Consider the following 22,025-nt stretch of genomic DNA (forward strand, 5'->3'; position numbering starts at 1 on the left):
GCGCGACGGCAGATTTCCCGTTCCCGGAAAAAAAGGAGACCCCCATGAACCTTCGTCGCAAATGCCTGATCGCCGCCGTTTCGGCCGTGGCCGGACTGACCCTCGGCACCGCCGCGCATGCGCAGGACAGCAACGTGCTGCGCGTGGCCACCGACGCCACCTTCCCGCCGATGGAATTCATCGAGAACGGCAAGCGCACCGGCTTTGACGTGGAGCTGGTGGAGGCGATGGCCAAGACCATGGGCAAGCAGGTGGAATGGACCAACATCGACTTCAAGGGCCTGATCCCGGGCCTGGTCTCGCGCCGCTTCGACATGGCGGTGTCCGGCATCTACATCACCCCCGAGCGCCGCAAGGTGGTGGACTTTACCGAGCCCTACTACACCGGCGGCCTGGTGGCGCTGGTCAAGAGCGGCAACAACACCATCAACAAGCCGGAAGACCTGAACGGCAAGAAGGTCAGCGTGCAGGTGGGGACCAAGTCGGTCAGCTTCCTGCGCGACACGTATCCGCAGGTGCAGCGCGTGGAAGTGGAGAAGAACCAGGAAATGTTCAACCTGGTCGAGATCGGCCGCGCCGACGCCGCCGTGACCGGCAAGCCGGCCGCGATGCAATACGTCAAGACCCGCGGCGGCCTGCGCATGGTGGAGCAGCAACTGACCACCGAGGAATACGGCATGGCCGTGCGCAAGGACACGCCCGAGCTGACGCGCGCGCTGAACGCCGCGCTGGCCAAGGTCAAGGCCGACGGCACCTACGCCAAGCTGACCCAGAAGTGGTTCGGCAGCGCCGCCAAGTAAGCCACGCGGACCGACATCATGGAACTGGATTTTTCTCCCGTCTTCGCCGGGTGGCCCGACATCCTCCACGGTGCCGTCATCACCGTGCAGGTGACGGCGTGCGCGCTGGTGCTGGGCTGCGTGATGGGGCTGCTGGTCGGCATCGGCCGGCTGGACCCGAAGCGCCGCATCATCTATAGCATCTGCACCGCCTATGTCACCTTCATCCGCGGCACGCCGCTGCTGGTGCAGCTGTTCCTGCTGTTCTTCGGCCTGCCGCAGTTCAACATCCTGCTGCCGGCCTTTGTGTGCGGCGTGATCGGACTGGGCATCTATTCCGGCGCCTACGTCTCCGAGATCGTGCGCGGCGCGATCCAGTCGGTGGACAAGGGCCAGATGGAAGCCGCGCGCTCGATCGGCATGTCGTCCGGGCAGGCCATGCGCGCGATCATCCTGCCGCAGGCCATCGTGCGCATGATCCCGCCGCTGGGCAACGAGTTCATCGCCCTGATCAAGAACTCGGCGCTGGTGTCGCTGCTGACCATCGCCGACCTGATGCATGAGGGGCAGAAGATCATCAGCGTGTCGTACCGCTCGCTCGAGGTCTACCTGGCGATCGCGCTGGTCTATCTGATCCTGACGAGCGCGGCCGGGCTGATCCTGCGCCGCGCAGAACAACGGATGCGCATGGGAGGCATGGTGCAATGAGCGATTCCGCAATCATCCGGATCCGCAACCTGGGCAAATCGTTCGGCAGCCACACGGTGTTGCGCGGCATCGATTTCGATGTGGAGCCGTCGCAGGTGGTGGTGGTGATCGGCCCCAGCGGCTCGGGCAAGAGCACCTTCCTGCGCTGCTGCAACGGACTGGAGCAGCCCGAGGCCGGCACCATCGACATCGTCGGCAAGCGCCTGGTGACCGACGGCCAGCTGATCGGCGAGCAGGAACTGAACCAGCTGCGCACCGAAGTGGGCATGGTGTTCCAGTCATTCAACCTGTTCCCGCACCTGTCGGTGCTGCACAACGTCACGGTGGGGCCGCGCATGCTGCGCGGCGTCTCGCGCGAGGACGCGGAGCGCAAGGCGCTCAGCCTGCTCGAGAAAGTCGGCCTGGCGCACAAGGCCCACGCCATGCCGGCCAGCCTGTCAGGCGGCCAGAAGCAGCGCGTGGCCATCGCCCGCGCGCTGGCCATGGAGCCGCGCGTGATGCTGTTCGACGAACCGACCTCCGCGCTGGACCCCGAACTGGTGGGCGAAGTGCTGCAGGTGATGAAGCTGCTGGCCGCCGAAGGCATGACCATGGTCGTGGTCACCCATGAAATGGGCTTTGCCCGTGAAGTGGCCGATGTGGTGGTCGTCATGGATGGCGGCGGCATCATCGAAGCGGGACCGCCGTCGGTCATTTTCTCCGCGCCGACGCAGGAACGCACGCGCGGCTTCCTGCAGGCCGTGCTGACGCGGGCGTGAGCATGGCAGTGACCCATCATCCGTGGCAAGGCCGTGTCGACCACGGCGAGCAGGGCGACACCACGCGGCTGTTCCGGATCGTGCAGGCGCTGGACCCGTCGGACGCCACGCCCCTGGGCAGCGCACCGGTATTGCTCGGCTTCCGTTGCGATGCCGGGGTGCTGCGCAACCAGGGCCGCCCCGGCGCCGCCCAGGGCCCCGACGCCATCCGCCAGGCACTGGCCAACGTGCCGGCGCACGGCCTGCCGGTGCTGCATGACGCCGGCAATGTCGACTGCGACGACGGCGACCTCGAATCGGCGCAGCAGGCGCTGGCCGACACGGTGCGCGCGGTCCTGGCGCGCGGCGGCGTTCCGCTGGTGCTGGGCGGCGGCCATGAAGTGGCCTGGGGCACGTGGCAGGGCCTGCGCGCGCACCTGGATGCGCAGGACGATGGCGGCCGCGTGCTGATCGTCAATATCGACGCCCACTTCGACCTGCGCACCAGCCGGCCCGCCAGCTCCGGCACGCCCTTCGACCAGATCGCCCACGCCTGCGCGGAGCGCGGCCAGCCGTTCGACTATGTCTGCCTGGGCGTCAGCCGGCTCAGCAATACGCCGGCGCTGTTCCGTCGCGCCGAGGCGCTGGGCGTCTGCTATGTGGAAGACGTCGACATGCAGGAACGCCACCTGGAAGCGCGGCTGGCGGAACTGGCGGCGCGCATCGATGCCGCCGACCATGTCTACCTGACCATCGACCTCGACGCACTGCCGGGCGCCGTAATGCCCGGCGTGTCGGCGCCCGCCGCTTACGGCGTGCCGTTGCCGGTGGTGGAAGACGTGGCCCGGCTGATCCGCCGCAGCGGCAAGCTGCGCGTGGCCGACCTCGCCGAGTACAACCCCCAGTACGATCGCGACCACCAGGGCGCGCGCGTGGCGGCCCGGCTGGCCTGGCGCCTGTTGCGCTGACAGTCAGACCGCATACCCTTCCGGCAGTTGGCAGCCGCCGCGCGCGGCGATAGTATTGCCCTTCGCTAGATTTAGCGATTCTGATCAGAATTGATAAAACCAGGCGAGGGCAGTCCTGCGCCGGCGCGGCCTTGGCCGCGTCCGCGCGCGGGCCACCTTGCCGCGTTACGGGCGGAAGGGTCTGCGTGATCGAACACATCGTTATCGTCGGTTTTGGCTGCATCGGCCAGGCCGTGCTGCCGCTGCTGGAGCGAGCCTGGCCGGCTGCGGCGATCACCGTGGTCGACCGCGCGCTGGACCACGCTCGCCAGGCGCTGGTCGTCCGGCACGGGCTGCATGCCATCCACGCCGCCATCACCGCGGCCAATTTTGAAGCAACGCTAGGCCCGCTGCTGCGGCCCGGCGCCTTCCTGCTGAACCTGGCCCCGTCCGTCTGCAGCCGCGACCTGATCGCGCTGGCGCAAGCGCATGGCGCCTTCTATGTCGATGCCGGCATCGAACCCTGGGACTATGAAGCCGATGCGCAGGCCTCGCACCTGAGCAACTACGCGCTGCGCCACGAGATGCTGGCCTTCGCCCGCGGCCGCGAGGCCCTCCCGACCGCGCTGGTCGCCCATGGCGCCAACCCGGGCCTGGTCTCGGTGCTGGTCAAGGCCGCGCTGATGGCGCTGGCCAGCAAGGCGGAAATACATCAGCCGGAACCCCGGGATCGCGCCGGTTGGGCCGCGCTGGCGCGCGCGCTGGACGTACGCGTCGTCCAGGTGGCCGAATACGACAGCCAGCAGGCCCCCGGCTATCCGCGCGACGGCGAATTCGCCAACACCTGGTCCGCCGAAGGCTTTATCACCGAGTGCCTGCAGGACGCCGAACTGGGCTGGGGCAGCCATGAGCCGGCGCTGCCGCCCGATGGCTACCGCCACGGCTATGGCAGCGGCGCGGCGATCGCATTGGACCGGCCAGGCCACCGCACGCGCGTGCGGTCGTGGTCGCCGGTGCATGGCCCGTTCGACGCCTACCTGATCACGCACAACGAATCGATCTCGATTGCCGAGTACCTGACCGACACCCGCGCCGGCCAGCCGCTGTATCGGCCCACCGTCTACTACGCCTACCGCCCCACCACCGCCACGCAGGCCTCGATGCAATGGCTGGATGACCGCGCCGCCCCGCGCGTGCGCGGCGAACGCATCCTGCGCGACGAGATCCAGTGCGGCGAAGACGAGCTCGGCGTGCTGCTGATGAGCGGCCGGCACGGCGCGGTCTGGCATGGCTCGCGCCTGTCGGTGCAGCGTGCGCGCGCGCTGGCGCCGTACAACACCGCCACCAGCCTGCAGGTGGCATCGAGCCTGGTCGCCGGCATGCAGTGGATGCTGGCCAACCCGTCGCGCGGCGTAGTGGAATCCGATGCGCTCGACTTCGGCCCGGTGCTGGCCGATGCCGCGCACTGGTGGGCGCCACTTTGCACGCAGTTCACCGACTGGCTGCCGCGGCCCGGTGCCACCTCGCTCGCCTTCACCGACTTCCTGCTGGACCACGCCAAGGTCCGGCCCGATCCCGCTCTCCTGACCCTTGCCTGCTGATGCAACGCATCCCGCAAACCCCGCGCCGCAACTGGCCGCGCGAACTCGAGAAGGTGGGCTTCCACTTCCATTCGCTGGACGAGTTCAACGTCCCGCGCGAAGTCGATGACCACACCTTCTTCTACTGGCGCGAAGACGCCGCCTACGCCTTCAGCAAGCAAGAGGTGGAAACGCTCTATGCCGCCGCGTACGACCTGAACCAGCGCTGCCTGGAAGCCGTGCAGCACGTGATCGACCACGACCTGTTCGCGCGCCTGGCCATCGACAAGGATTTCGCGCAGCTGATTCGCACCTCGTGGGACCGCGACGAGCCCACGCTGTTCGGCCGCTTCGACATGACGCTGGACCCGCACGGTGTGCCGAAGCTGTACGAGTTCAACGCCGACACCCCGACCTCGCTGATCGAATCCGCCGTCGCCCAGTGGTACTGGAAAGACGCCGTGCAGCCGCAGGCCGACCAGTTCAACAGCCTGCACGACGCCCTGGTGGCGCGCTGGCAGTGGCTGCGCAACCACTACCGCAACGCCAGCCTGCTGCACCTGGCGTGCATGTTCGACAGCCAGGAAGACATCTGCAACACCGAGTACCTGATGGACACCGCGCTGCAGGCCGGCTGGTCGGTCAAGCTGGTCGACCTGCAAGAGATCGGCACCGACGGCCACGGCAACTTCTACGACGCCGACAACGTGCCGATGGAAGTCGTGTTCAAGCTCTACCCGTGGGAATGGATGGCCACCTCCGACTACCGCGACCAGCTCGCGCACAGCCCCGTGCGCTGGGTCGAGCCGCCATGGAAGGCGGTGCTGTCCAACAAGGCCATCCTGCCGATCCTGTGGGAGCTGTTCCCGGGACACCCCAACCTGATCGAAGCCAGCTTCGACCCGGGCCACTTCGCCGCCCGGCCGCACGCGAAGAAGCCCTTCCTGTCGCGCGAAGGCGAAAGCGTGACCCTGGTCACCCCCGAAGGCGACCGCGTCCACAATCCCGGCGAGTATGGCGAAGAAGGCTTCATCTACCAGGCCTACGAACCGGCGCGGCGCTTTGACGGCCGCTACACCACGCTCGGCGTCTGGATCGTCGACGATGTGCCCAGCGGCCTGTGCGTGCGCGAAGAATCCGGGCCCATCGCCAAGAACACCAGCTTCTTCGTCCCCCACTACTTCACCCACGCGTAAGCCATGGCCAACAAGAAGAAGGGCACCAAGCGCTCCAAGTACGGCAGCCCATATCAGCCCGGCAGGGGCGGCTCCGGCGGCCCGTCGCCGCGCATCGCCGCCTACCAGGCCGAACAGAAGAAGCAGGGCGGCTCGCCCGCGCTGTGGATCGTCGGCGCCTGCGCCGTGGTCGCCAGCGTGGCCGTGCTCGGCTCCTGCAGCGACGACGCCGACGACGACCCGGGCGTAACCGTGCGCCGCGCCAGCTACGCCACGCTGGAAGACTGCGAAGCCGACTGGAACACGCCCAACGACTGCGAGAGCGTGCCGCTCGACGACCCCAGCACCATCTACAGCTCCAGCCTCAACGCCCCCGCCAGCGAAGCCGCGGGCAGCTCCGGCACCACGCACAGCAGCAGCGCGTACTACGCGCGCTGGTACGGCCCGTACTACACCGCCAGCGGCACCGTCTACCATCCCAACGGCACCCAGACCCAGCGCGACATGTCGTCCGGCCCGCTGCGCCCGATGCACGTCTACGACCGCAACGGCACGCCCACGCAGTCCTTCACCAACGCCACCCCGCGCGCCGCCATGGTGGAAGAAGCCACCGTACGCCGCAGCTCGCTCAGCGGCGGACGCTCCATGGGCCTGACCATGCGCTCCGCAGCCGTGTCGCGCGCACCGGTGGTATCTCGCGGCGGCTTCACCAGCCGCTTCGGCAGCTCCGGCCGCTCCGGCGGCGGCTGAACGACGCCCGCCGTTCGCCATCTCGCTAGCAAACCCTGACAACTGACAACGAGTCCATCCAATGGTCAATACCATGCACCCGGCGCTTGCCTACCTGATCTACATCGTCACCAGCTTTGCCATGCTGGGATTGTTCCTGCTCGTCTATACGCGGGTCACACCGCATCGGGAATTCACGCTGATCCGCGAAGGGAACGTCGCGGCGGCATTGTCGCTGGGCGGGGCGGTGCTGGGGTTCTCGCTGACTTTGTCGTCGAGCATCCAGCACAACGCTACGTTTGCGATGTTCTTGCTGTGGGCGTTCGGGGCGTTTGCGGTGCAGGTTGTGGCTTATCTGGTGGCGGCGCGGGCGCTGGGGGGTGTGGGTGAGGCGATTGCCAGTGATAACCGGGGGGTGGGGGCGGTGATGGGGGTGATTTCGTTGTCGGTGGGGGTGGTGAATGCGGCTTGTTTGACGTGAGACTGCGGTCCGGGACCGGCAACGCGACGGGTTGCGCCGAGCGCCCCCGCCTGGTGTCCCAACCAGGACACCCAGGCAGTGCTGTCACGGCGCTTACTTCGCCGGCGTCTTGACCGCGTCGCCGGTGTAGCTCAGCGAAGCAAGGTCGGCCTGCGCCTTTTCCGGCGTTTCCAATTCCAGCACGACGCGGCCCACCATCAGCCCCATCGACGGTGAGCTGCGCACGTACTTCGTCTCGCCAGCATCCAGCACGAAGCTCAGCGTCTTCTCGGTTTCGGTCGCAGCGGAGGCTACGTACTTGCCGGCAGGCCGGTCCACAAAGAAAAAGCCGCCGGGCTTGGACTCTCCCACCACCTGATTATTAAGACGCAGATCCGGCTGGATCGCGGCGCCGAACATCGACGCCGAGCGAAGGAAGTAGACCCGACCCTCGTTCGGCTTCAGCGTCGGTATCGACGCTGCCATGTCGGCGTGTTTCACACCCGAAGCACACCCCGCCAGCAGCGAAGATACCGCCAGTCCGGCGATCAGCATGCGTGCAACCCGTTTCATTCCGATTCTCCCAAGTTCAAAGGTACTGCTGTGGATAGCGGGGAATAATTCTGCTCCCCTGGCAAATAGAAGCCCACCAAGGTCTTGTCGCGGATGACCAGGTAGGCCTCGTGGACCTGACGGCCCTCGATCGTGAAAATGGTGCCGATGGCCCGGTAAACGTCGCCCTGCGGAACACGACCCACCCTCGACCAGACTGACCTCTCAGGCAGCGTGCGGGAATAGCCCGTGTCAAGTTGGACGGTTGTGGCGCTCAGGATCTGGATGCGTCGTGCGGCCACGCTTGGTTGGGTGACCTCGATAGTCGATGGGACCGTCGCAATCATGGGGGCACAGGCGGAAAGCGCCAGGCAATAGCCCGCGGCGAGCCGCGCGCGGCTTGGGCTGCAAAGGAAGGGAGCTTTCATGATTGAATCCGCTTGAATCTATATTTCGCGAAATACCTAGCCGTTCCGGTCGGGATTGCGCCAAGTCGCAGGCTCATGTGGACCTGCATGCCCCGTTCAAGAATGAGGTTTCCAGAAGGATCTAGATACAGAGTGACGACCGAGTCGGAGCGATTTGGTCCATACTCAGATCGCCCGCCGTCGCTCGCCCCTCCCCAAGAAATTATTCCATTTGCACCAGTACACACAAATCTCCCCTTGTCCTCAAAGGAGGAAACATACTCAATCGATTTTCCATTCTCATAACGCAAATTGAGTTTCGCAATACGGCTTGCCATTGTCACCATGACATAAGTAGGGGACGCGTACCGCCCGTCGCTTGATCGGGACGCAGCGAGCACTTCCTGCGCTTGACGATTGTCCTGAAAGGGAAAGACATTTGAAAGCCGCCATTTCCTCGCTGCTTGTTGCGCTGTTGCATCCCCTTCGACGAGTTCACCAATCCCCTCATACCGCCCGCTCAAATCCGGGCAATCCGCTGCCGCATACGCTGCTGGATCAAGATTATTGCCTCCAGCACCGGGGTAGTTCGGTGGGGAATGAAGGCACCCCGAACAGACCAGGGCCAACATCGCAACTATTGTCCATCCTTTCACATTCGTTCCTTCGATTGCTGGGTCTGATCGAGCGCCGTTCCGATCTCTGTCATCAATTTCCCTACTTTGGCTCGCGGTGTACCGATTCGTGGTTCGACCTCGAGCGGCTCAATGCCTTGCAGATCTCCCTCACGATCCATTGGGGGATGTAAAAGGCCGCTCTTCATCGGATTCGCTTGAACCGATATCTTGCAAAGTGGTTGACCGTCCCAGTTGGAATAGCGCCAAGCAACATGCTCGTGTGAATCTGCGTAGACTTCTCATAGATAAGGTTGCCATTCTCGTCGAAGTAAAGCATAGCCATTGAATCGGATGTATTCGGCCCGAACTCGGAACGACCTCCTTTGCTCGAGCCACCCCAGGCTATCTTTCCCTCAACCCCGGTACAAATGAAGCGCTTCTTGTCTTCAAAGGAGAACCGCTGAATTTCAGATTTTCCGTTGGGATATAAGAATCTACTTTGAAAGAATCGCTCACTGACCCGTGACACTTGTCCATATTCCGGGTATTGAAATCTCCCCGTCTGAGACTTAGAAGCCTTGTCAATCGCGGACACCTCCTCCGCACTCACAAATGGGAATACATTGTCTAAGCGCCTAGTCCTTGCCCAGCCTTGCGCAGTGGCATCACCGTCCAGGAGCACTCCTTTCCCATCATACTGACCAGTTAAATCAAGGCATGCTGCATCAACATAGTGAGATGGATTGATGTTCTCACCGCCCGCACCGGGATAGTTTGGGGGAGAGTGGAAGCAGCCCGAGCAGGCGATCGCTAACAGGAGAACGACGAATTTCACTCCACTCATTTTGCATCCTTCGAGCGCTGGCTCTGATTGCGAAATGCAGACCAGTCCAGGCCGTATTGATTGAGCAATGTCACTCCAGCGAACGGCGCTGCCAGTGGAATGTCGATATCGGTCTGGAGCCAGAACATCATTCGGGTGCCGCCGTCAGGTACAACATCGGCGGCCAGGACGGTCGCGGCCATCGACGCCGCAGCCAGAGCTAATGCTGTGATGCAGGGCCATGTGGCGACGGCACGCCCTAAGGTGCCTGCTTGATCCGTAGTTGCCTGTACTGGATGCATTGACCGCGCTCCCGTCTTGCTGGGTGGGCGCATCTCGCGCACGGTCATGCCCCGGGCGTACCTGGCGATGATCTTGTCGTCGAACCCGGTGAAGCGCCGCTCGTGCTTGGGTATCAGAATTGGATCGAAACTGCCGTCGCGGTCGCGCGGCATGTCTACCCGCAGCGGGCCGTCGTCGGTCAGAAGGGTCTTGGCGCTCTTGCCATTGCGCTGGTTGACCGTGCCAGCCGGGCGCTCGGCGCCAGCCGCGTAGCGCAGGTGATGGCCGAGCTCAGCGCCCAGGGCGCGTTCGATCAGGGCCTTCTTGAACGCCATCGAAGCGTCCTGGACCGCCTCGGCAGTCATCGGGCCCTTGACGAAATGGGCACTCAAGTCCTCGGGGATGGTCGGCAGCTCACGGTCGGCGGCCTGGCTCGTCTTGGTTCTGCGTGGCATACATGCTCCTTCGACATGTCATGGCCTAAACACAAAATTTCTGACAGGTCCGAGCACCAGACGACATCGGCAACGCCGAATTGCGGATTCCAGGCCAGAACCTCATTTACCCGTGTTTCCGATTGACTCGGCTTGTGATGGCTTCACATCGGCCACCTTGTAATACAGCTTCAATTTCGCACCTTGCGACGACGGGATCCGTCCCACGTAGGCTGACCGTACAAAGGCGGCGCTTCCGCTTCCGTTGCTTTCCATTAAGCACACGTATCGTCGCCCGTGTTGGCTAAGCACAGCGTAGGCAGCCAGCATCGGTTGCTCGATTCTCGAGGGTCGGTGCTTTCCAAGAGCGACCGCACGTCTGATGTACCCGCGGCGCGCTCCGACGAAGATGAAGTCGTTGCTACCGCGCTTGCTGCTAGCGTAGCCAACCGGGAGCTTGTTGTTTGCGCCACCGGGGATGAACAACTGATACCCGGGCACAGTAACGTCGTCTATAAGATCCGCATTTCCCTCAATCTGGGAAACTGAGACCGATGCGTCCGACGAGCTGTCGAAGAGCAGGCAACTGTCGATGATGGCCGCCGGCAGTTGCTCGGCGTGAGCGGTAACGGAAAGCGCAAGCAGCGAAGCTACGAGAACGGTTCGCGTCATTTGTACTCCTTCGCGCGTGTAACGGTCATCCAGTCTTGGCCATATCGCCAAAAGATCGTCCCTCCCGCAGCCGCCGTAGACTCATAGACCCAAGAATAGCGCCCAACCTCCTCCCTTACCGTCTTGACTTGTCCGTTGACCTTCTTTCGAACGGTTCTATACAGAATCTTCGTCCTCTCTGACCCGCTGATGCCGTAGATATTGTGCGCTGGATCTGTGAAGTGGATGCCAGACCTTACCTTCGCATGATGCTTGTAATTGGACCTGATGTCCGCCCCATCCCAAAAGTACGCCCCCTTCGAATGGTCCACGCCTCCTGAAAGGGCATTCCTTGCTGCCCTCACCGCATCTGACATGGGCGCGCTCCGTTCGACGTCCTTTTCAGCGGCCTTCATCAACTTGGCGTAGCGTGCGTTACCGTCTGTTCGCACAAAGGAGAAGTTCTTATCCTTCGATGTGAAGGCATCAATAGATGAATAGCCGCGTGCCTTCATCTGACGAACCATAACGCTTGCCAGCGCTGCCATCTCTTCGTATTGATCCAGCGTGGAGGATTCGCCATAGGCGATGGCAGCCAGCAAGCGCTCTTCCGAAGTGAGCTTGGTGGAATCCATCATGCTCGTCCTTCAGTCGGCTTGTCCAGCCATAGGACGATGTGCCCCTCGACATCGCCGCGCACGGCTGCAGACGTCTCGCGAAGTTCGGCATTCCGCGTAAGCGGTTGATCCTTAATGTACAGGTCATATCGGTAGCCATACTCCGGCTTGTCTGTATCGGCATCAACAAGCTCGTAGTATTGCTCAATGACTCGCATGTCCCTGGCCGCTTCGTCTTCGCCATAGCCCAATCCTTGTGAGGATAGCGACAATGTGTGAGGACCGGCCGTTTGCACTTCGATACTAAAGTCGCATTGCGAAGGAATGACGACCGGTCGTGCGGCGCACCTGCAATAGACGCGGGCACCACTTACCAGAATCTGCTTCCCCTGTATGTCGAACGAAGGATGGCAATCGTTCATGACGGGCCCACCTGCCTTGCAAGCGGGACAGGTTGCATAGTCGCCTTCGACACCCACCGTTACGTCATGATGAAACATGCGCTGGCCAGTGGCGATAAGTGTCCCGTTCGAACTGGTCTTATCCCCGTTTCGAAGTGCGTAACGAATGTCAGGCATGGTGGCTTCAGATTGACCGATCTGATACCGAGGTTTAACCAACCTCGGTTCGGGCCTCCATAGGGCTAACCTTAAAGTTGTTCCTCTTCGTGAGGGACCAGCATGCGGGAAAATCGCGGAACAAGCTTTGGTGGGCGGCGGCGAGTTTGTCCAGCCATGCCGGATGTCGGCGTCAGGCACGTGCCCGCAGCTTTGCGCAGGATCCCGGCAATCGGCTGAAGCGCGCCGTTACACGCAAAGAGGTGCTTGCGGCCGCGACGAGCGAGTTATCGTTGGCTCTGCGCAATGCGCCGGCCAAGTCGGCTCGAACGACCTATGACCGGAGTCCCCGCGGTGAAGCATGTTGCTGCGCTATTTGGCTGGCGATTTACGCCTGGCGAGAATTCGCTGATTCTGCTCGCCCGAAGGTTGGCTCAGCGCTTCGCCCCCGCCCGCCCCGCCTTCGCGGCCCGTTTCACTGGCACCAGTGCGACGGCCGCCTCTTCGGCCTTGTCCGCATTCACCAGCACGCCCGCCGAGACAATGTATGCCGCAGCGCTCTCTATATCCCCACGCAGCGCCGCGCAGGCCGCTGCACCATCATGCTTGCGCAGAGCCTCGACCAGCTTGTCGTGATGCTTGACCGCCACGCGTTCTTCCACGCGGCGCGATCCGGAGCGCAGGTCGTGGTTCAGGATCGGGCCGATGCGCAGCCACGTTGACTCGATCATCTGCAACAGGATCGGCATGCGCGCCGCCGCGTAGACGGCAAAGTGCAGGGCCTGGTTCGCGGCGATGACGTCCGCGCCGTCCGGATTGCGCTTGGCCATCTCGTCGGCAAACCGGCGGTGCAGTGCCTGTACCTGCCTCAGTTCCTCATCGGTGATGCGCTCGGCCGCGGTGGCGGTGGCGAGCCCCTCGAGCTCGATGCGGATCTTCGTGATTTCCTCGAACTGGCTGACGCTCATGCGTGGCACCCGCAGCGCGCGGTTAGGCGTGAGTTCGAGGGCCTGCTCGGCCACCAGCCGATGCACCGCTTCGCGCACCGGCATGACGCTGACCCCCAGTGCGGCGGCGATGTTGCGCAGCGAAATCTGCTCGCCCGGCATCATCTGGCCGCTGACCAGCAGGTCGCGCAGCTGTGTGTAGACGTCTCGGCTGAGCGTCTGGCGGACAATAGGCGTGACAAGGTCGTTCAGGGGCATGCCGCGAAGCATAGCACATAGGGTTATTCTCTATATTTGATCTGTGATCACAGTTTTAATCTTCGTCCGGAAGGCAGGCATCGGCCTGTTCCCAGGAGATTGGAATCATGTGGAAGGATGAATCGCTAGACGGCAAACGCGTACTGGTGACCGCTGGCGCGGACGGGATTGGCCTGGAGATTACGCGGGCCCTGGTGGAGGCGGGCGCCCGCGTCGCGGTGTGCGACGTGGCCGGCGACAGCCTCGAACGCGTCGGTGCCCAGTTGCCCGGCGTCGTGGCAATCCGGGCCGACGTGTCGAAGGAAAGCGACGTCGAGGCGCTGTTCCAGGCGGTGGATGACGCCTTCGGCGGGCTGGACGTGCTGGTCAACAATGCCGGGGTTGCCGGCCCGACTGGTGGTGTGGAAACCCTGTCGCTGGCCGACTGGGAGCGCACGCTTGCCGTCAACATCACCGGCCAGTTCCTGTGCGCCCGCGCCGCGGTGCCGCGCTTGCGGCAGGGGCGCTCGCCGTCGATCGTCAACTTGTCTTCCGCTGCCGGACATCTGGGCATGCCGGGCCGTTCCGCCTACTCCGCCTCGAAATGGGCCGTGGTGGGCTTTACCAAATCGCTCGCGCTGGAACTGGGCGCGGATGGCATCCGTGTGAACACGGTGCTGCCCGGTGCCGTCGACGGCCCGCGTATCCGCGCCGTGATCGCCGCGAAGGCCGAGTCGCTCGGCAAGCCGCTCGAGGAAGTCACGCGCAACTACACCTCGCAGGCGGCCTTGCAGCGCATGGTGACGATGCGCGACATCGCCAACATGGTGCGCTTCCTTTGCAGCGACCAGGCCGCCAATGTGCACGGCCAGGAAATGGTCGTCGACGGCCTGACCCAGGCGCTCAGCTAGCGCGCCCGGCGCTTTGCGGGGGCCGACGGATATCCGCGGCCCACCCTCCGACCCAACCCGATCAAGGAACCACCATGGCCAAGCGAGCCAAAGCCATCATCACCTGCGCCCCGACCGGCGCCATCCACACGCCCAGCATGTCGCCCCATTTGCCGGTGACGGCCGACGAGATCGCCAGCGCTGCCATCGACGCGGCACGCGCTGGCGCCGCCATCCTGCATCTGCACGCCCGCGACCCGAAGGACGGACGCCCGTCGCAAGACCCCGAGCTGTTCCGGCCGTTCCTCAGCATGATCAGCGCCGAGACCAACGCCGTGATCAATATCACCACCGGCGGCAGCCCGCACATGACGGTGGAAGAGCGCATGCTGCCGGCCACCACCTTCAAGCCGGAACTGGCCTCGCTGAACATGGGCTCGATGAACTTCGGCCTGTTCCCGATGCTGGAGCGCTTCAAGGATTTCCGTCACGACTGGGAGCGCGAACACCTGGAGAACAGCCGCAACCTGATCTTCAAGAACACGTACCAGGACATCGAGAACATCCTGCGCATCGGCAATGCCAACGGCACGCGCTTCGAGTTCGAGTGCTATGACATCAGCCATCTGTACAACCTGCGGCACTTCCTAGACCGTGGCCTGGTCAAGGGTCCGGTGTTTATCCAGTCCGTGTTCGGCATCCTGGGCGGCATCGGGCCTGATCCGGAAGACCTGATGCACATGCACCGCACCGCGCAGCGCCTGTTCGGCGACCAGTTCCGCTGGTCTATCCTGGGAGCCGGCCGCAATCAGATTCCGCTGGCCACCATCGGCGCTGCAATGGGCGCCAACGTGCGCGTCGGCCTGGAGGACTCGCTCTGGATCGGCCCGGGCCAGCTGGCCGCATCCAGCGCCGAGCAGGTCACGCGCATCCGGACCGTGCTGGAAGCGCTGAACATCGACGTCGCCACCCCCGACGAAGCCCGCGACATCCTCGACCTCAAGGGCGCCGCAGGCACCGCCTTCTGAACCGCCGGGCCGCCACGGCGCGGCCCGGGCAGGCATCGATCACCGAAAGACATCAACCAGGCCGAATGGCAAGCCCGCGCCACGCGCGTGGCGCCGTATCCGCCGATGGAGACCACACCCATGCAGACCGTACCCGCCTCGGGCGCACCGCCGCTGGCCGCGCCGACCGACCGCCCGCTGACCGCGCTACTGTTCCGCAAGCTCATGCCCTTGCTGGTGCTGTCGTACGTGATCAGCTTCCTGGACCGCACCAACATCGCCCTGGCCAAGACCCACATCGCGGTCGACCTGAACATCTCGGCCGCCGCCTACGGCCTGGGCGCCGGCCTGTTCTTCCTCAGCTACGCCTTCCTGGAGATCCCGAGCAACCTGATCATGCATCGGGTCGGGGCGCGCTTCTGGATCACACGCATCATGGTGACGTGGGGCCTGCTATCCGCGGCGATGGCCTTTGTCCAGGGCGAGACTTCCTTCTACATCATGCGGGTGCTACTGGGCGCGGCCGAGGCCGGACTCTTTCCCGGCGTCATGCTCTACCTGACCTACTGGTTCGGCCGCGAAGATCGCGCGCGGGCGGTGGGCTACTTCCTGCTCGGCGTCTGCATCGCCAACATCGTTAGCGGCCCGCTGGGCGGCGCCCTGCTGGCCATGGACGGCATCTGGGGGTTCAAGGGCTGGCAATGGATGTTCGTGCTCGAAGGCCTGCCCGCCGTATTCCTGGCCGCCGTAGTTTGGAAGAAGCTGCCCGACGGACCGGACAGCGCGCCGTGGCTGACGCCCGCTCAGGCCCAGGCCGTGCGCACCCGTCTTGCCGCGGAAGCCGCCGATGCCAGCACCGGCAAGGCCGGCCACTCATTCCTGGGCGCCATGCGCGATCCGCAGGTCTGGCTGGCGATCTTCATCTACTTCTGCCACCAGATCTCGATCTACACGGTGATCTTCTTCCTGCCGGGCATCATCGGCACCTACGGCAAGCTCACGCCCGTGGAGATCGGCTTGCTCAATTCGCTGCCGTGGATCGCCGCCGCCATCGGCGCCGCCTGGCTGCCCCGCCATGCCAATACTCCCGGCCGCGGCCGCCGACTGCTGTGCCTGGGACTGGCGGTGATGGCCGGCGGCCTGCTGATCGCCGCCTTCGCCGGTCCGGTGATGGCGCTGGTGGGCTTCTCGCTGACCGCGCTGATGTTCTTCGTGGTGCAGTCGATCGTGTTCCTGTTTCCGTCGTCGCGGCTGAAGGGTGTGGCGCTGGCGGGCGGGCTGGCGCTGATAAATACCTGCGGGCTGATTGGAGGATTCATCGGGCCGTCGGTGATGGGCGTGATCGAGCAGACGACCGGGAGCACGCGTAATGGGCTGATCATCATGGCGGCGCTGCTGTTGGTGGCGTGTGCGGTGGCGCCTGCGCTGCGGCAGGGGCAGGAGCGTTGACAGGCGTACCGTGGAGCCTGCTCAATCGCCTCCCACCCTAATATCACTATCGAATCGGCGTCAGCAACGCCGGAGCACCGAACCCATCGAGCCGGGCATTGCTTCTTCCAAAGAAGCTTTCCCAGAACGCCTTCAACGCCTCAATGCTTTGCGGCGAGCGATAGGAAGCCGCTGCGTTACGCGCTCCCTTCGGCTCTGGAACAATCCCGGCGCCCATCACATACACGGACGCCCCACCAAAGTCCGCACGCACGTTCGCCTTCTCGACCTTGCGCAACTCCTGCGCAGGGTCGATTTGCCGCATGCGTTCCTGGCTGTAAAAGCTCGAGACCGACGAGTTCTCCAGCATGTCAGACACGATGAGCACAGTCTTCTGCTGCGCCGTCACCTCGCGCACCGCCTGCGATACCGCGGCAACGCTTGCCAGCACGTCAGAGCGGGCCAGCGCTTCGCTGCTTCCTTGCAGGGCTTCCCGAACCGAGTCCGCCACCAGCCTGGTGCCGTAAGCGTATTGCGACTTCAGGCATGCATCGAAGCTTTTCAGTGTCCTGACCGCCGTGGCATCGCGCACTGACTGGTCGAGCAGTGGTGCCTCCAGCGTTCCGCCCGCCAACTGCTGCAGGTAGCGGCCTTGCGCATAGGCGGAGAAGCTGTAGACGCGGAATGTCGTTCCTGGCTTTAGCAGGCCCTGCAGGTGGCGGCCCAGTTCCGCAACGAGCTTATCGTCCAACACCGTAGTCTGGTCGATCATCAGGAACACCGCGCGCTGCGCCGATGCCGGTATGCCGAGCTGGTTGGCGGCATAGCAGCTAGGCATGTCGGGTGCGGCCAGAGCGGGTCCACACAGCAATGTGGTAGCAAGGGCCAGCCATGCCGCGCCCTGCCGTATGCCTGCGGCGGATACGTTCGCCATGTCAGAGAAGTGCTTCCAGGCGTGCACGTTCGGCCTCCTTGTTGCGTTCCTCTTCTTCCTTGCGTGCTTGCTCCTCGGCGCGGCGGGCGGCCTCCTGTGCCGCCTTGCGCTCAGCAAGGCTCGCCGTGACGTCGTTGCGCACAGGGTCCGGCAGGCTCTGGAGCAACGCCACTGCATCCGCCTTGCGGCCGGCAGCAGTCATGGCGTCGATGCGCGCAAGCACACTCGCAGTGTCAGTGAAGTTTTCAGCGGCCGAGGGGATGCTGGCCTGCGCCGCACTGCCGGCAGCGGTGACGCGCGCGCGCGACACGCGCGCATCCATCAGGTAGTCGTCAAAGGTATGTTCGAGCCGCAGACCATCGTTGGCGCGCCGTTCGCTCATCTTCTGCTGCAAGGTCTGCAGCTTCGACTGAGCGACCTGCATGAGCGGCGTGAAGAATGCCAGGTAATCATCATAGGTTGAGAACCCTCCCGTGCCGCGGTAGGCCGCCTTGCTTTCCTTACCGGCGAAGCCCCATTTGTAGCCGCCCGCAATGCCGACCAACTGCGTGATTGCAAAGATGAACGCAAGCATCAGGAAGGCAGCGAGACCTTCGTCGGCATAAGCGGCATGGCCGTCGGCCATGGCTTTGTCGTCGGCCTTCTGCTGGGCCTGGCGAAGTTCGTCCGGCAGAGACTGGCCAAGCTTGTCGAACGGATTACCAGCGCCGGGCGCTTCGGAGACCAGTGCGGTTTGCGCGGTACGCTCGGCTTCCAGGTGCTTCACACGCATTACGGTAGAAACCACCGAGACAAAGACGATGATGACCGCCGCCACGCCCACCATGAAATAGCTGCGACTGGTGCCCACGCGGTTTACACACTGTTTGTACTCGGGCTCAGCATCGTCCTTTTCTTGCGGATCGTTCAGCTTGATGTTGTGGCTGGCAAATTTTCCCGGCTGGCCCTCGCCGCGCCACTCCGAGTCGGCCTTGGCGATCAGGTTGCTGCGGTAGAGCTGGTGTCCGGCACTGTGCATCACGAACACAAAGATCACGCACAGCACGAACACAATTGCCCACATCAGCAACTGGCGCGCGTTCTCGCTGCCGCCTTCGCCGGCCATCCACGTGCCCAGCATGTACGAGAAGCCCAGGCCTTCCGCCAGCACAAGCACGCACAATAGCCCCATCATCCATCCCGGCGTCGGCGAGCGCCCAAGGTCATGTGCCTTGGAAAGATAGGTCAGCCGCTTGTTGAACTCTTCCTCCGTGGTGAAATGAATGAACTGCTTGTATGCGTCGCACAGCGTGCGTTCGGACAAGGTCCAGGACTTGTCCTTGGCAAAGCGCGTCGTATCGCGGGACAGACGCGCGATCTTGCCGATCAGCGGCACGCTGTACCAGAGGTTCATCAATGCAAAGTCGATCCGAAACTTGTTGCCCAGGTACACCATCAGCAACACCGCGAGAGCGAGCGCCGAGTTCAGCGCCGCAAGGTTGTCATTGATCCATTGACTCATTGTCTTGATCTTTATCGTTCGTTAATCAGATCTTGCCGCCAGCCATGCGCGGATTGAATGCGGCGGAGTAGCTGTTGCCGTCTTTGTCGTAGCGCAGCCACGATCCGCGCGCATGGTCAGGCGAGGCGTGCGGGATCACGATGTCCAGGCATTGCAGCGGCGCCTTGTTGACGAACACGCGATAGAGCAGGCCCTTGTCGCCACGATAGGTATTCACCTGTGCCTCGGTGCGCAGATCCGGGTTCTGCTTTGCTTCGTGGTAGTCCTGATAGACCAGCACTTCAGGGCGGCGCGCCGGCGCGCCGCCGTCGCGCAACACCGCCACGCCCTTCAGCGCTACCAGATGGCCATTGACGGTATCCGACCAGCTGGTGTCGTACAGGCCGGGCATGTAGTCGGCGGTGCGATAGGCCTTGTCGTTGCTGAGCGATTTGACGGCGCGCGCCTCGCGTGGCCGGTCCTGGTCGCAGCGTGCCAGCGGCGTGTCGGCTACCGCAGAGGAGATCAAGGCGAAGCCGCCAGGCCGATCGAGCTTGCCGAGATCCGGCACCATCGCGCTGCGGCCCGAAGGCGTGCCACCGAAATCGATCAACGGGGCGCTTGTCATACGTGCCTGCGGCGCAGCACTCTTCTTCTGCGCTGCAGCGGGCGCGCCAGGGCTGGCGCCGGAAGCCATGGCTGGCCGTTCATCGGCCCGCGCCTTTCCAGCATCGCTACGCGCCTCGCCTTGCTGCGGCGGGCGGTTCGAAGCGTTGCGCGCGGAGGGTTGTGATTTCACCTGGTCACCGTGGCGAGTAGTCGCTGCCGCTTTCGCCTGTGTGGCGCCCCTCGGTTCACCGCCTTCCTTGCCGGACTGCACTGGCTCCGCGGCAGACTCGCGATAGAACGCCACGTTCGGCCGGCGCGCGTCGAGATACGTGGCAAAGGCCGCTTCGTCGGTCACATCCACGATTTCGACGCGGCGATTCTTTGCACGCCCCGCTTCGTCGCGATTGTCCGCCAGCGGCATCGTTTCTCCCGCGCCCTGGTAGTAGAGCTGCGCCTCCGCCACCCCCGCATCGCGGAACAGTGCCGCAACGGCACGCGCACGCTGTTCCGACAGCTCAGCGTTCAGCCTGGAACTGCCCGTATCGTCGGTATGCCCGATCAGCAGGATGCGCCGCGACTTCAGCGCCTCGACGGCCTGCCGCTCCTGTGCCGAGGATTGGGGGCCAAGCTGCCTGGCATGCGCCGCATACGCGTACTGCTGGGCGATTTCCGCAAAGGCAACTCGGGCTTCCGGCGCGAGCGCGCTGGATCCGGAAGCAAACTGGGCAGTGCCGCCGGTACCGGTGTCGCGCACCGACACGGACATGCCGATGCCGCCTTGCTCACGCTCCCGCGATGCCGGCGCCATCGCACTGCCGTCGGCTGCAATGTCGACCATCGTGACATCCAGCCCGTGCTTCTTTGCAATGCGCGACAGCTCGCAACGGCGGCGATCCATGTCGGCCCCGATCAGTCCGCCTAACGCCGCACCGACGCCTGCGCCGACCAGTGTGCCCACCTTCTTGTTGCTCGATACGACATTGCCAAGCACGGCCCCCGCGATAACACCCGCCGCAATCCCGATATTGCGGGCGTTATTGGAGCAAGGGTCATCGCTGGCAAAGGTCTCTTTCAGATAGGCTCCCGGCGCGGTTGCGCATCCGGTAACCATCGAACAGGCAACCGCCAGACTGGTCCACCGCCACACGTTGCGTGTAGCTGCCCTTGCCATCGTTTGTGGCGCGCGGTGTGAGCCGCCAACCGTCTTCCTCTCTTTGTGCATCGACCTCTGTTCCCTGGAGCGCCTTGCCCGATCCAATGACAGGCACAATGGGGCGCTACGAGGATATCGGCAGACGTTCGGGAAACTTGAGGGCAGGTCCGCCCGCGGATGGGGGGCTCGCTGATAGGAGAATGGGCAAGGCATTGGCCCGGCCGTCGATGTTAGTGGCGGGTGGTATGCGTGCCAAGCCTCCAGGGACCATGCTTCAGTGGGGTACGAACCGAACCGCCGGGCACAGCGTTGCGACTAAAGCAGTGAGGCCATCCGTTGCGACAGGCCCTCAATAGGAGGCCACTTTCCACGTTCCCGCGCTCGTAAACGTTGCCGAAAGCTTTGCGAAGCTGGCTCGTCTTGGTTACCGCCTGGTTCCACCTGCGATGTATGCCGTTGGATAATCTTTCCATCGACCATCTGGAGCACCCTGCAGTGAAACGAAGCGCGCGCTGGATCCGCCTTGCCCTGGCGCTGGTTGGCGCGGTCCTGCTTGGCGACGCCGTCGCGCTGATGGGAATGGGGCTATTCAACTTCGGCATTGTGTTGCCGGGGTCTATTGGTATCGCGTTCCTGTTGCTCGCCCTGTGCTGGGACGGAGTGGCCCGGTGGCGGAAGTCAGATCGCCGGCGCCAGGTGCTTTGGCGCGCGGGCTGGATTGCGTTTGCTGTGTGGCTGGCGACTGTCGGGGCGTTCTTTTATGACATCCGCAGCGGCATGGGCGTCCCCGCGCCAGCAGGGACTTCGGTAAAGGCGATCGTCATTCTTGGGTCAGGCACGCCCAACTGCGAGGCATCACCGACGTTGATTGCGCGGCTGGATCAGGGGTTGGTGCAGGCGCAGCGATGGCCGGAGGCCAAGGTGGTTGTGAGTGGCGGACAGGACTTCGGGCTGCGATGTGTCGAGGCGGACATCATGGCGGACTACCTTGTAGCGCGTGGGGTGGCGGCGGACAGGGTGATTCGCGAAGGACGCAGTACCAGTACCGAGGAGAACCTGGTGTTCAGCCGGCGGTTGCTGGAGGGGCAGGGCGTCGATGCCACCGCCCCCGTTGTGGTGGTGACCAGCGACTTCCATGTACGGCGGGCGGTGAAGATCGCCGGGAAGGCTGGCTTTGGCAAAGTCGCCGGAGTCGGTGCTGGAACGCCGCTCTACCTTCGATATAACGCCTGGCTCCGCGAGTACTTCGCAGCGATCAGCGGATGGGCGTTGAGGGAGTATTGAG

General features: G+C 63.9%; 23 protein-coding genes and 1 pseudogene. 13 read left to right on the top strand and 11 right to left on the bottom strand.

All coding sequences use genetic code 11. The annotated features are described in order from the left end of the window. Nucleotides 1-44 precede the first annotated feature (44 nt). The 8 genes from GA0116996_RS20560 to GA0116996_RS20595 all read left to right on the top strand — a co-directional run bounded on the left by GA0116996_RS20560 (nt 45) and on the right by GA0116996_RS20595 (nt 7,136). Nucleotides 45-800 carry a glutamine ABC transporter substrate-binding protein gene (locus GA0116996_RS20560; protein WP_092315300.1) on the top strand — a complete coding sequence of 252 codons (756 nt, stop codon included), beginning with the start codon at nt 45-47 and terminating at the stop codon, nt 798-800. Nucleotides 801-818: 18 nt separating this feature from the next. Continuing rightward, complete coding sequence (locus GA0116996_RS20565) at nt 819-1,487, top strand: amino acid ABC transporter permease (RefSeq protein WP_092315302.1); 669 nt, start codon at nt 819-821, stop codon at nt 1,485-1,487. After that, the gene (locus GA0116996_RS20570; RefSeq protein ID WP_092315304.1) at nt 1,484-2,245 is read left to right on the top strand and encodes an amino acid ABC transporter ATP-binding protein; all 762 of its coding nucleotides are present in this window, start codon (nt 1,484-1,486) and stop codon (nt 2,243-2,245) included. The genes GA0116996_RS20565 and GA0116996_RS20570 overlap by 4 nt, the downstream gene beginning before the upstream one ends. Nucleotides 2,246-2,247: 2 nt before the next feature. Next, nucleotides 2,248-3,192 (top strand): formimidoylglutamase, encoded by a 945-nt coding sequence (gene hutG, locus GA0116996_RS20575; protein ID WP_092315306.1) that lies wholly within the window; start codon nt 2,248-2,250, stop codon nt 3,190-3,192. A 185-nt stretch (nt 3,193-3,377) separates the two neighbouring features. Continuing rightward, a complete protein-coding gene (locus tag GA0116996_RS20580; RefSeq protein ID WP_092315308.1) occupies nt 3,378-4,772 on the top strand; it encodes a saccharopine dehydrogenase NADP-binding domain-containing protein in 1,395 nt (464 codons plus the stop codon). After that, nucleotides 4,772-5,947, top strand: coding sequence for a glutathionylspermidine synthase family protein (locus GA0116996_RS20585; protein ID WP_092315310.1), 1,176 nt, complete (start codon nt 4,772-4,774; stop codon nt 5,945-5,947). Before GA0116996_RS20580 ends, GA0116996_RS20585 begins: the two co-directional genes overlap by 1 nt. 3 nt (nt 5,948-5,950) lie before the next feature. After that, nucleotides 5,951-6,676 carry a hypothetical protein gene (locus GA0116996_RS20590; RefSeq protein WP_092315312.1) on the top strand — a complete coding sequence of 242 codons (726 nt, stop codon included), beginning with the start codon at nt 5,951-5,953 and terminating at the stop codon, nt 6,674-6,676. A gap of 61 nt (nt 6,677-6,737) precedes the next feature. After that, nucleotides 6,738-7,136 carry a DUF350 domain-containing protein gene (locus GA0116996_RS20595; RefSeq protein WP_092315314.1) on the top strand — a complete coding sequence of 133 codons (399 nt, stop codon included), beginning with the start codon at nt 6,738-6,740 and terminating at the stop codon, nt 7,134-7,136. 93 nt (nt 7,137-7,229) lie between these two features. Here the strand turns inward: GA0116996_RS20595 and GA0116996_RS20600 are convergent, their stop codons facing one another. Both GA0116996_RS20600 and GA0116996_RS20605 read right to left on the bottom strand, forming a co-directional pair. Next, nucleotides 7,230-7,688 carry a DUF2846 domain-containing protein gene (locus GA0116996_RS20600; RefSeq protein WP_092315316.1) on the bottom strand — a complete coding sequence of 153 codons (459 nt, stop codon included), beginning with the start codon at nt 7,686-7,688 and terminating at the stop codon, nt 7,230-7,232. Continuing rightward, nucleotides 7,685-8,095, bottom strand: a complete 411-nt coding sequence (locus GA0116996_RS20605) for a hypothetical protein (RefSeq protein WP_092315318.1) — start codon at nt 8,093-8,095, stop codon at nt 7,685-7,687. Before GA0116996_RS20605 ends, GA0116996_RS20600 begins: the two co-directional genes overlap by 4 nt. A gap of 418 nt (nt 8,096-8,513) precedes the next feature. Between GA0116996_RS20605 and GA0116996_RS28310 the strand changes: the two genes are divergently transcribed. Next, nucleotides 8,514-8,882, top strand: a complete 369-nt coding sequence (locus GA0116996_RS28310; protein ID WP_167355533.1) for a hypothetical protein — start codon at nt 8,514-8,516, stop codon at nt 8,880-8,882. Between the two features lie 11 nt (nt 8,883-8,893). Here GA0116996_RS28310 and GA0116996_RS20615 read toward each other — a convergent pair whose 3' ends face one another. The 6 genes and pseudogenes from GA0116996_RS20615 to GA0116996_RS20635 all read right to left on the bottom strand — a co-directional run bounded on the left by GA0116996_RS20615 (nt 8,894) and on the right by GA0116996_RS20635 (nt 13,272). Further along, on the bottom strand, nt 8,894-9,526 hold the full coding sequence (locus GA0116996_RS20615; RefSeq protein WP_244159929.1) for a hypothetical protein: 633 nt from the start codon (nt 9,524-9,526) through the stop codon (nt 8,894-8,896). 317 nt (nt 9,527-9,843) lie between these two features. After that, nucleotides 9,844-10,251, bottom strand: a pseudogene (locus GA0116996_RS20620) (transposase); the annotation flags it as partial. 102 nt (nt 10,252-10,353) lie between these two features. Further along, on the bottom strand, nt 10,354-10,902 hold the full coding sequence (locus tag GA0116996_RS20625; RefSeq protein WP_092315324.1) for a hypothetical protein: 549 nt from the start codon (nt 10,900-10,902) through the stop codon (nt 10,354-10,356). Then, nucleotides 10,899-11,519 (bottom strand): hypothetical protein, encoded by a 621-nt coding sequence (locus GA0116996_RS20630; protein ID WP_092315326.1) that lies wholly within the window; start codon nt 11,517-11,519, stop codon nt 10,899-10,901. The genes GA0116996_RS20625 and GA0116996_RS20630 overlap by 4 nt, the downstream gene beginning before the upstream one ends. Next, on the bottom strand, nt 11,516-12,076 hold the full coding sequence (locus GA0116996_RS28095; protein ID WP_141693750.1) for a PAAR domain-containing protein: 561 nt from the start codon (nt 12,074-12,076) through the stop codon (nt 11,516-11,518). Before GA0116996_RS28095 ends, GA0116996_RS20630 begins: the two co-directional genes overlap by 4 nt. Before the next feature lie 413 nt (nt 12,077-12,489). Further along, nucleotides 12,490-13,272, bottom strand: coding sequence for a GntR family transcriptional regulator (locus GA0116996_RS20635; RefSeq protein ID WP_092315328.1), 783 nt, complete (start codon nt 13,270-13,272; stop codon nt 12,490-12,492). Nucleotides 13,273-13,367: 95 nt separating this feature from the next. Between GA0116996_RS20635 and GA0116996_RS20640 the strand changes: the two genes are divergently transcribed. The 3 genes from GA0116996_RS20640 (at nt 13,368) to GA0116996_RS20650 (ending at nt 16,585) form a co-directional block, all read left to right on the top strand. Further along, nucleotides 13,368-14,150: an SDR family oxidoreductase gene (locus GA0116996_RS20640; RefSeq protein WP_092315330.1), complete on the top strand. Its 783-nt coding sequence runs from the start codon at nt 13,368-13,370 to the stop codon at nt 14,148-14,150. 74 nt (nt 14,151-14,224) lie between these two features. Next, the gene (gene kce, locus GA0116996_RS20645; RefSeq protein WP_092315332.1) at nt 14,225-15,157 is read left to right on the top strand and encodes a 3,5-dioxohexanoate:acetyl-CoA acetone transferase; all 933 of its coding nucleotides are present in this window, start codon (nt 14,225-14,227) and stop codon (nt 15,155-15,157) included. A gap of 120 nt (nt 15,158-15,277) precedes the next feature. Then, nucleotides 15,278-16,585 (top strand): MFS transporter, encoded by a 1,308-nt coding sequence (locus GA0116996_RS20650; protein WP_092315334.1) that lies wholly within the window; start codon nt 15,278-15,280, stop codon nt 16,583-16,585. 46 nt (nt 16,586-16,631) lie between these two features. Here GA0116996_RS20650 and GA0116996_RS20655 read toward each other — a convergent pair whose 3' ends face one another. The 3 genes from GA0116996_RS20655 to GA0116996_RS20665 are packed head-to-tail and all read right to left on the bottom strand — an operon-like array spanning nt 16,632 to nt 20,809. Beyond that, a complete protein-coding gene (locus tag GA0116996_RS20655) occupies nt 16,632-17,525 on the bottom strand; it encodes a hypothetical protein (protein ID WP_167355534.1) in 894 nt (297 codons plus the stop codon). Next, entirely contained in the window at nt 17,500-18,999 is a 1,500-nt protein-coding gene (locus GA0116996_RS20660) for a hypothetical protein (RefSeq protein WP_092315338.1), read from the bottom strand. Before GA0116996_RS20660 ends, GA0116996_RS20655 begins: the two co-directional genes overlap by 26 nt. A gap of 25 nt (nt 19,000-19,024) precedes the next feature. Continuing rightward, nucleotides 19,025-20,809 (bottom strand): OmpA family protein, encoded by a 1,785-nt coding sequence (locus tag GA0116996_RS20665; protein WP_092315340.1) that lies wholly within the window; start codon nt 20,807-20,809, stop codon nt 19,025-19,027. Nucleotides 20,810-21,190: 381 nt separating this feature from the next. Here GA0116996_RS20665 and GA0116996_RS20670 point away from each other — a divergent pair, with 381 nt between their 5' ends. Beyond that, on the top strand, nt 21,191-22,024 hold the full coding sequence (locus tag GA0116996_RS20670) for a YdcF family protein (RefSeq protein ID WP_092315342.1): 834 nt from the start codon (nt 21,191-21,193) through the stop codon (nt 22,022-22,024). The last annotated feature ends 1 nt before the right edge of the window (nt 22,025 follow it).

Source organism: Cupriavidus alkaliphilus, assembly GCF_900094595.1.
Classification (GTDB): Bacteria; Pseudomonadota; Gammaproteobacteria; order Burkholderiales; family Burkholderiaceae; genus Cupriavidus; species Cupriavidus alkaliphilus.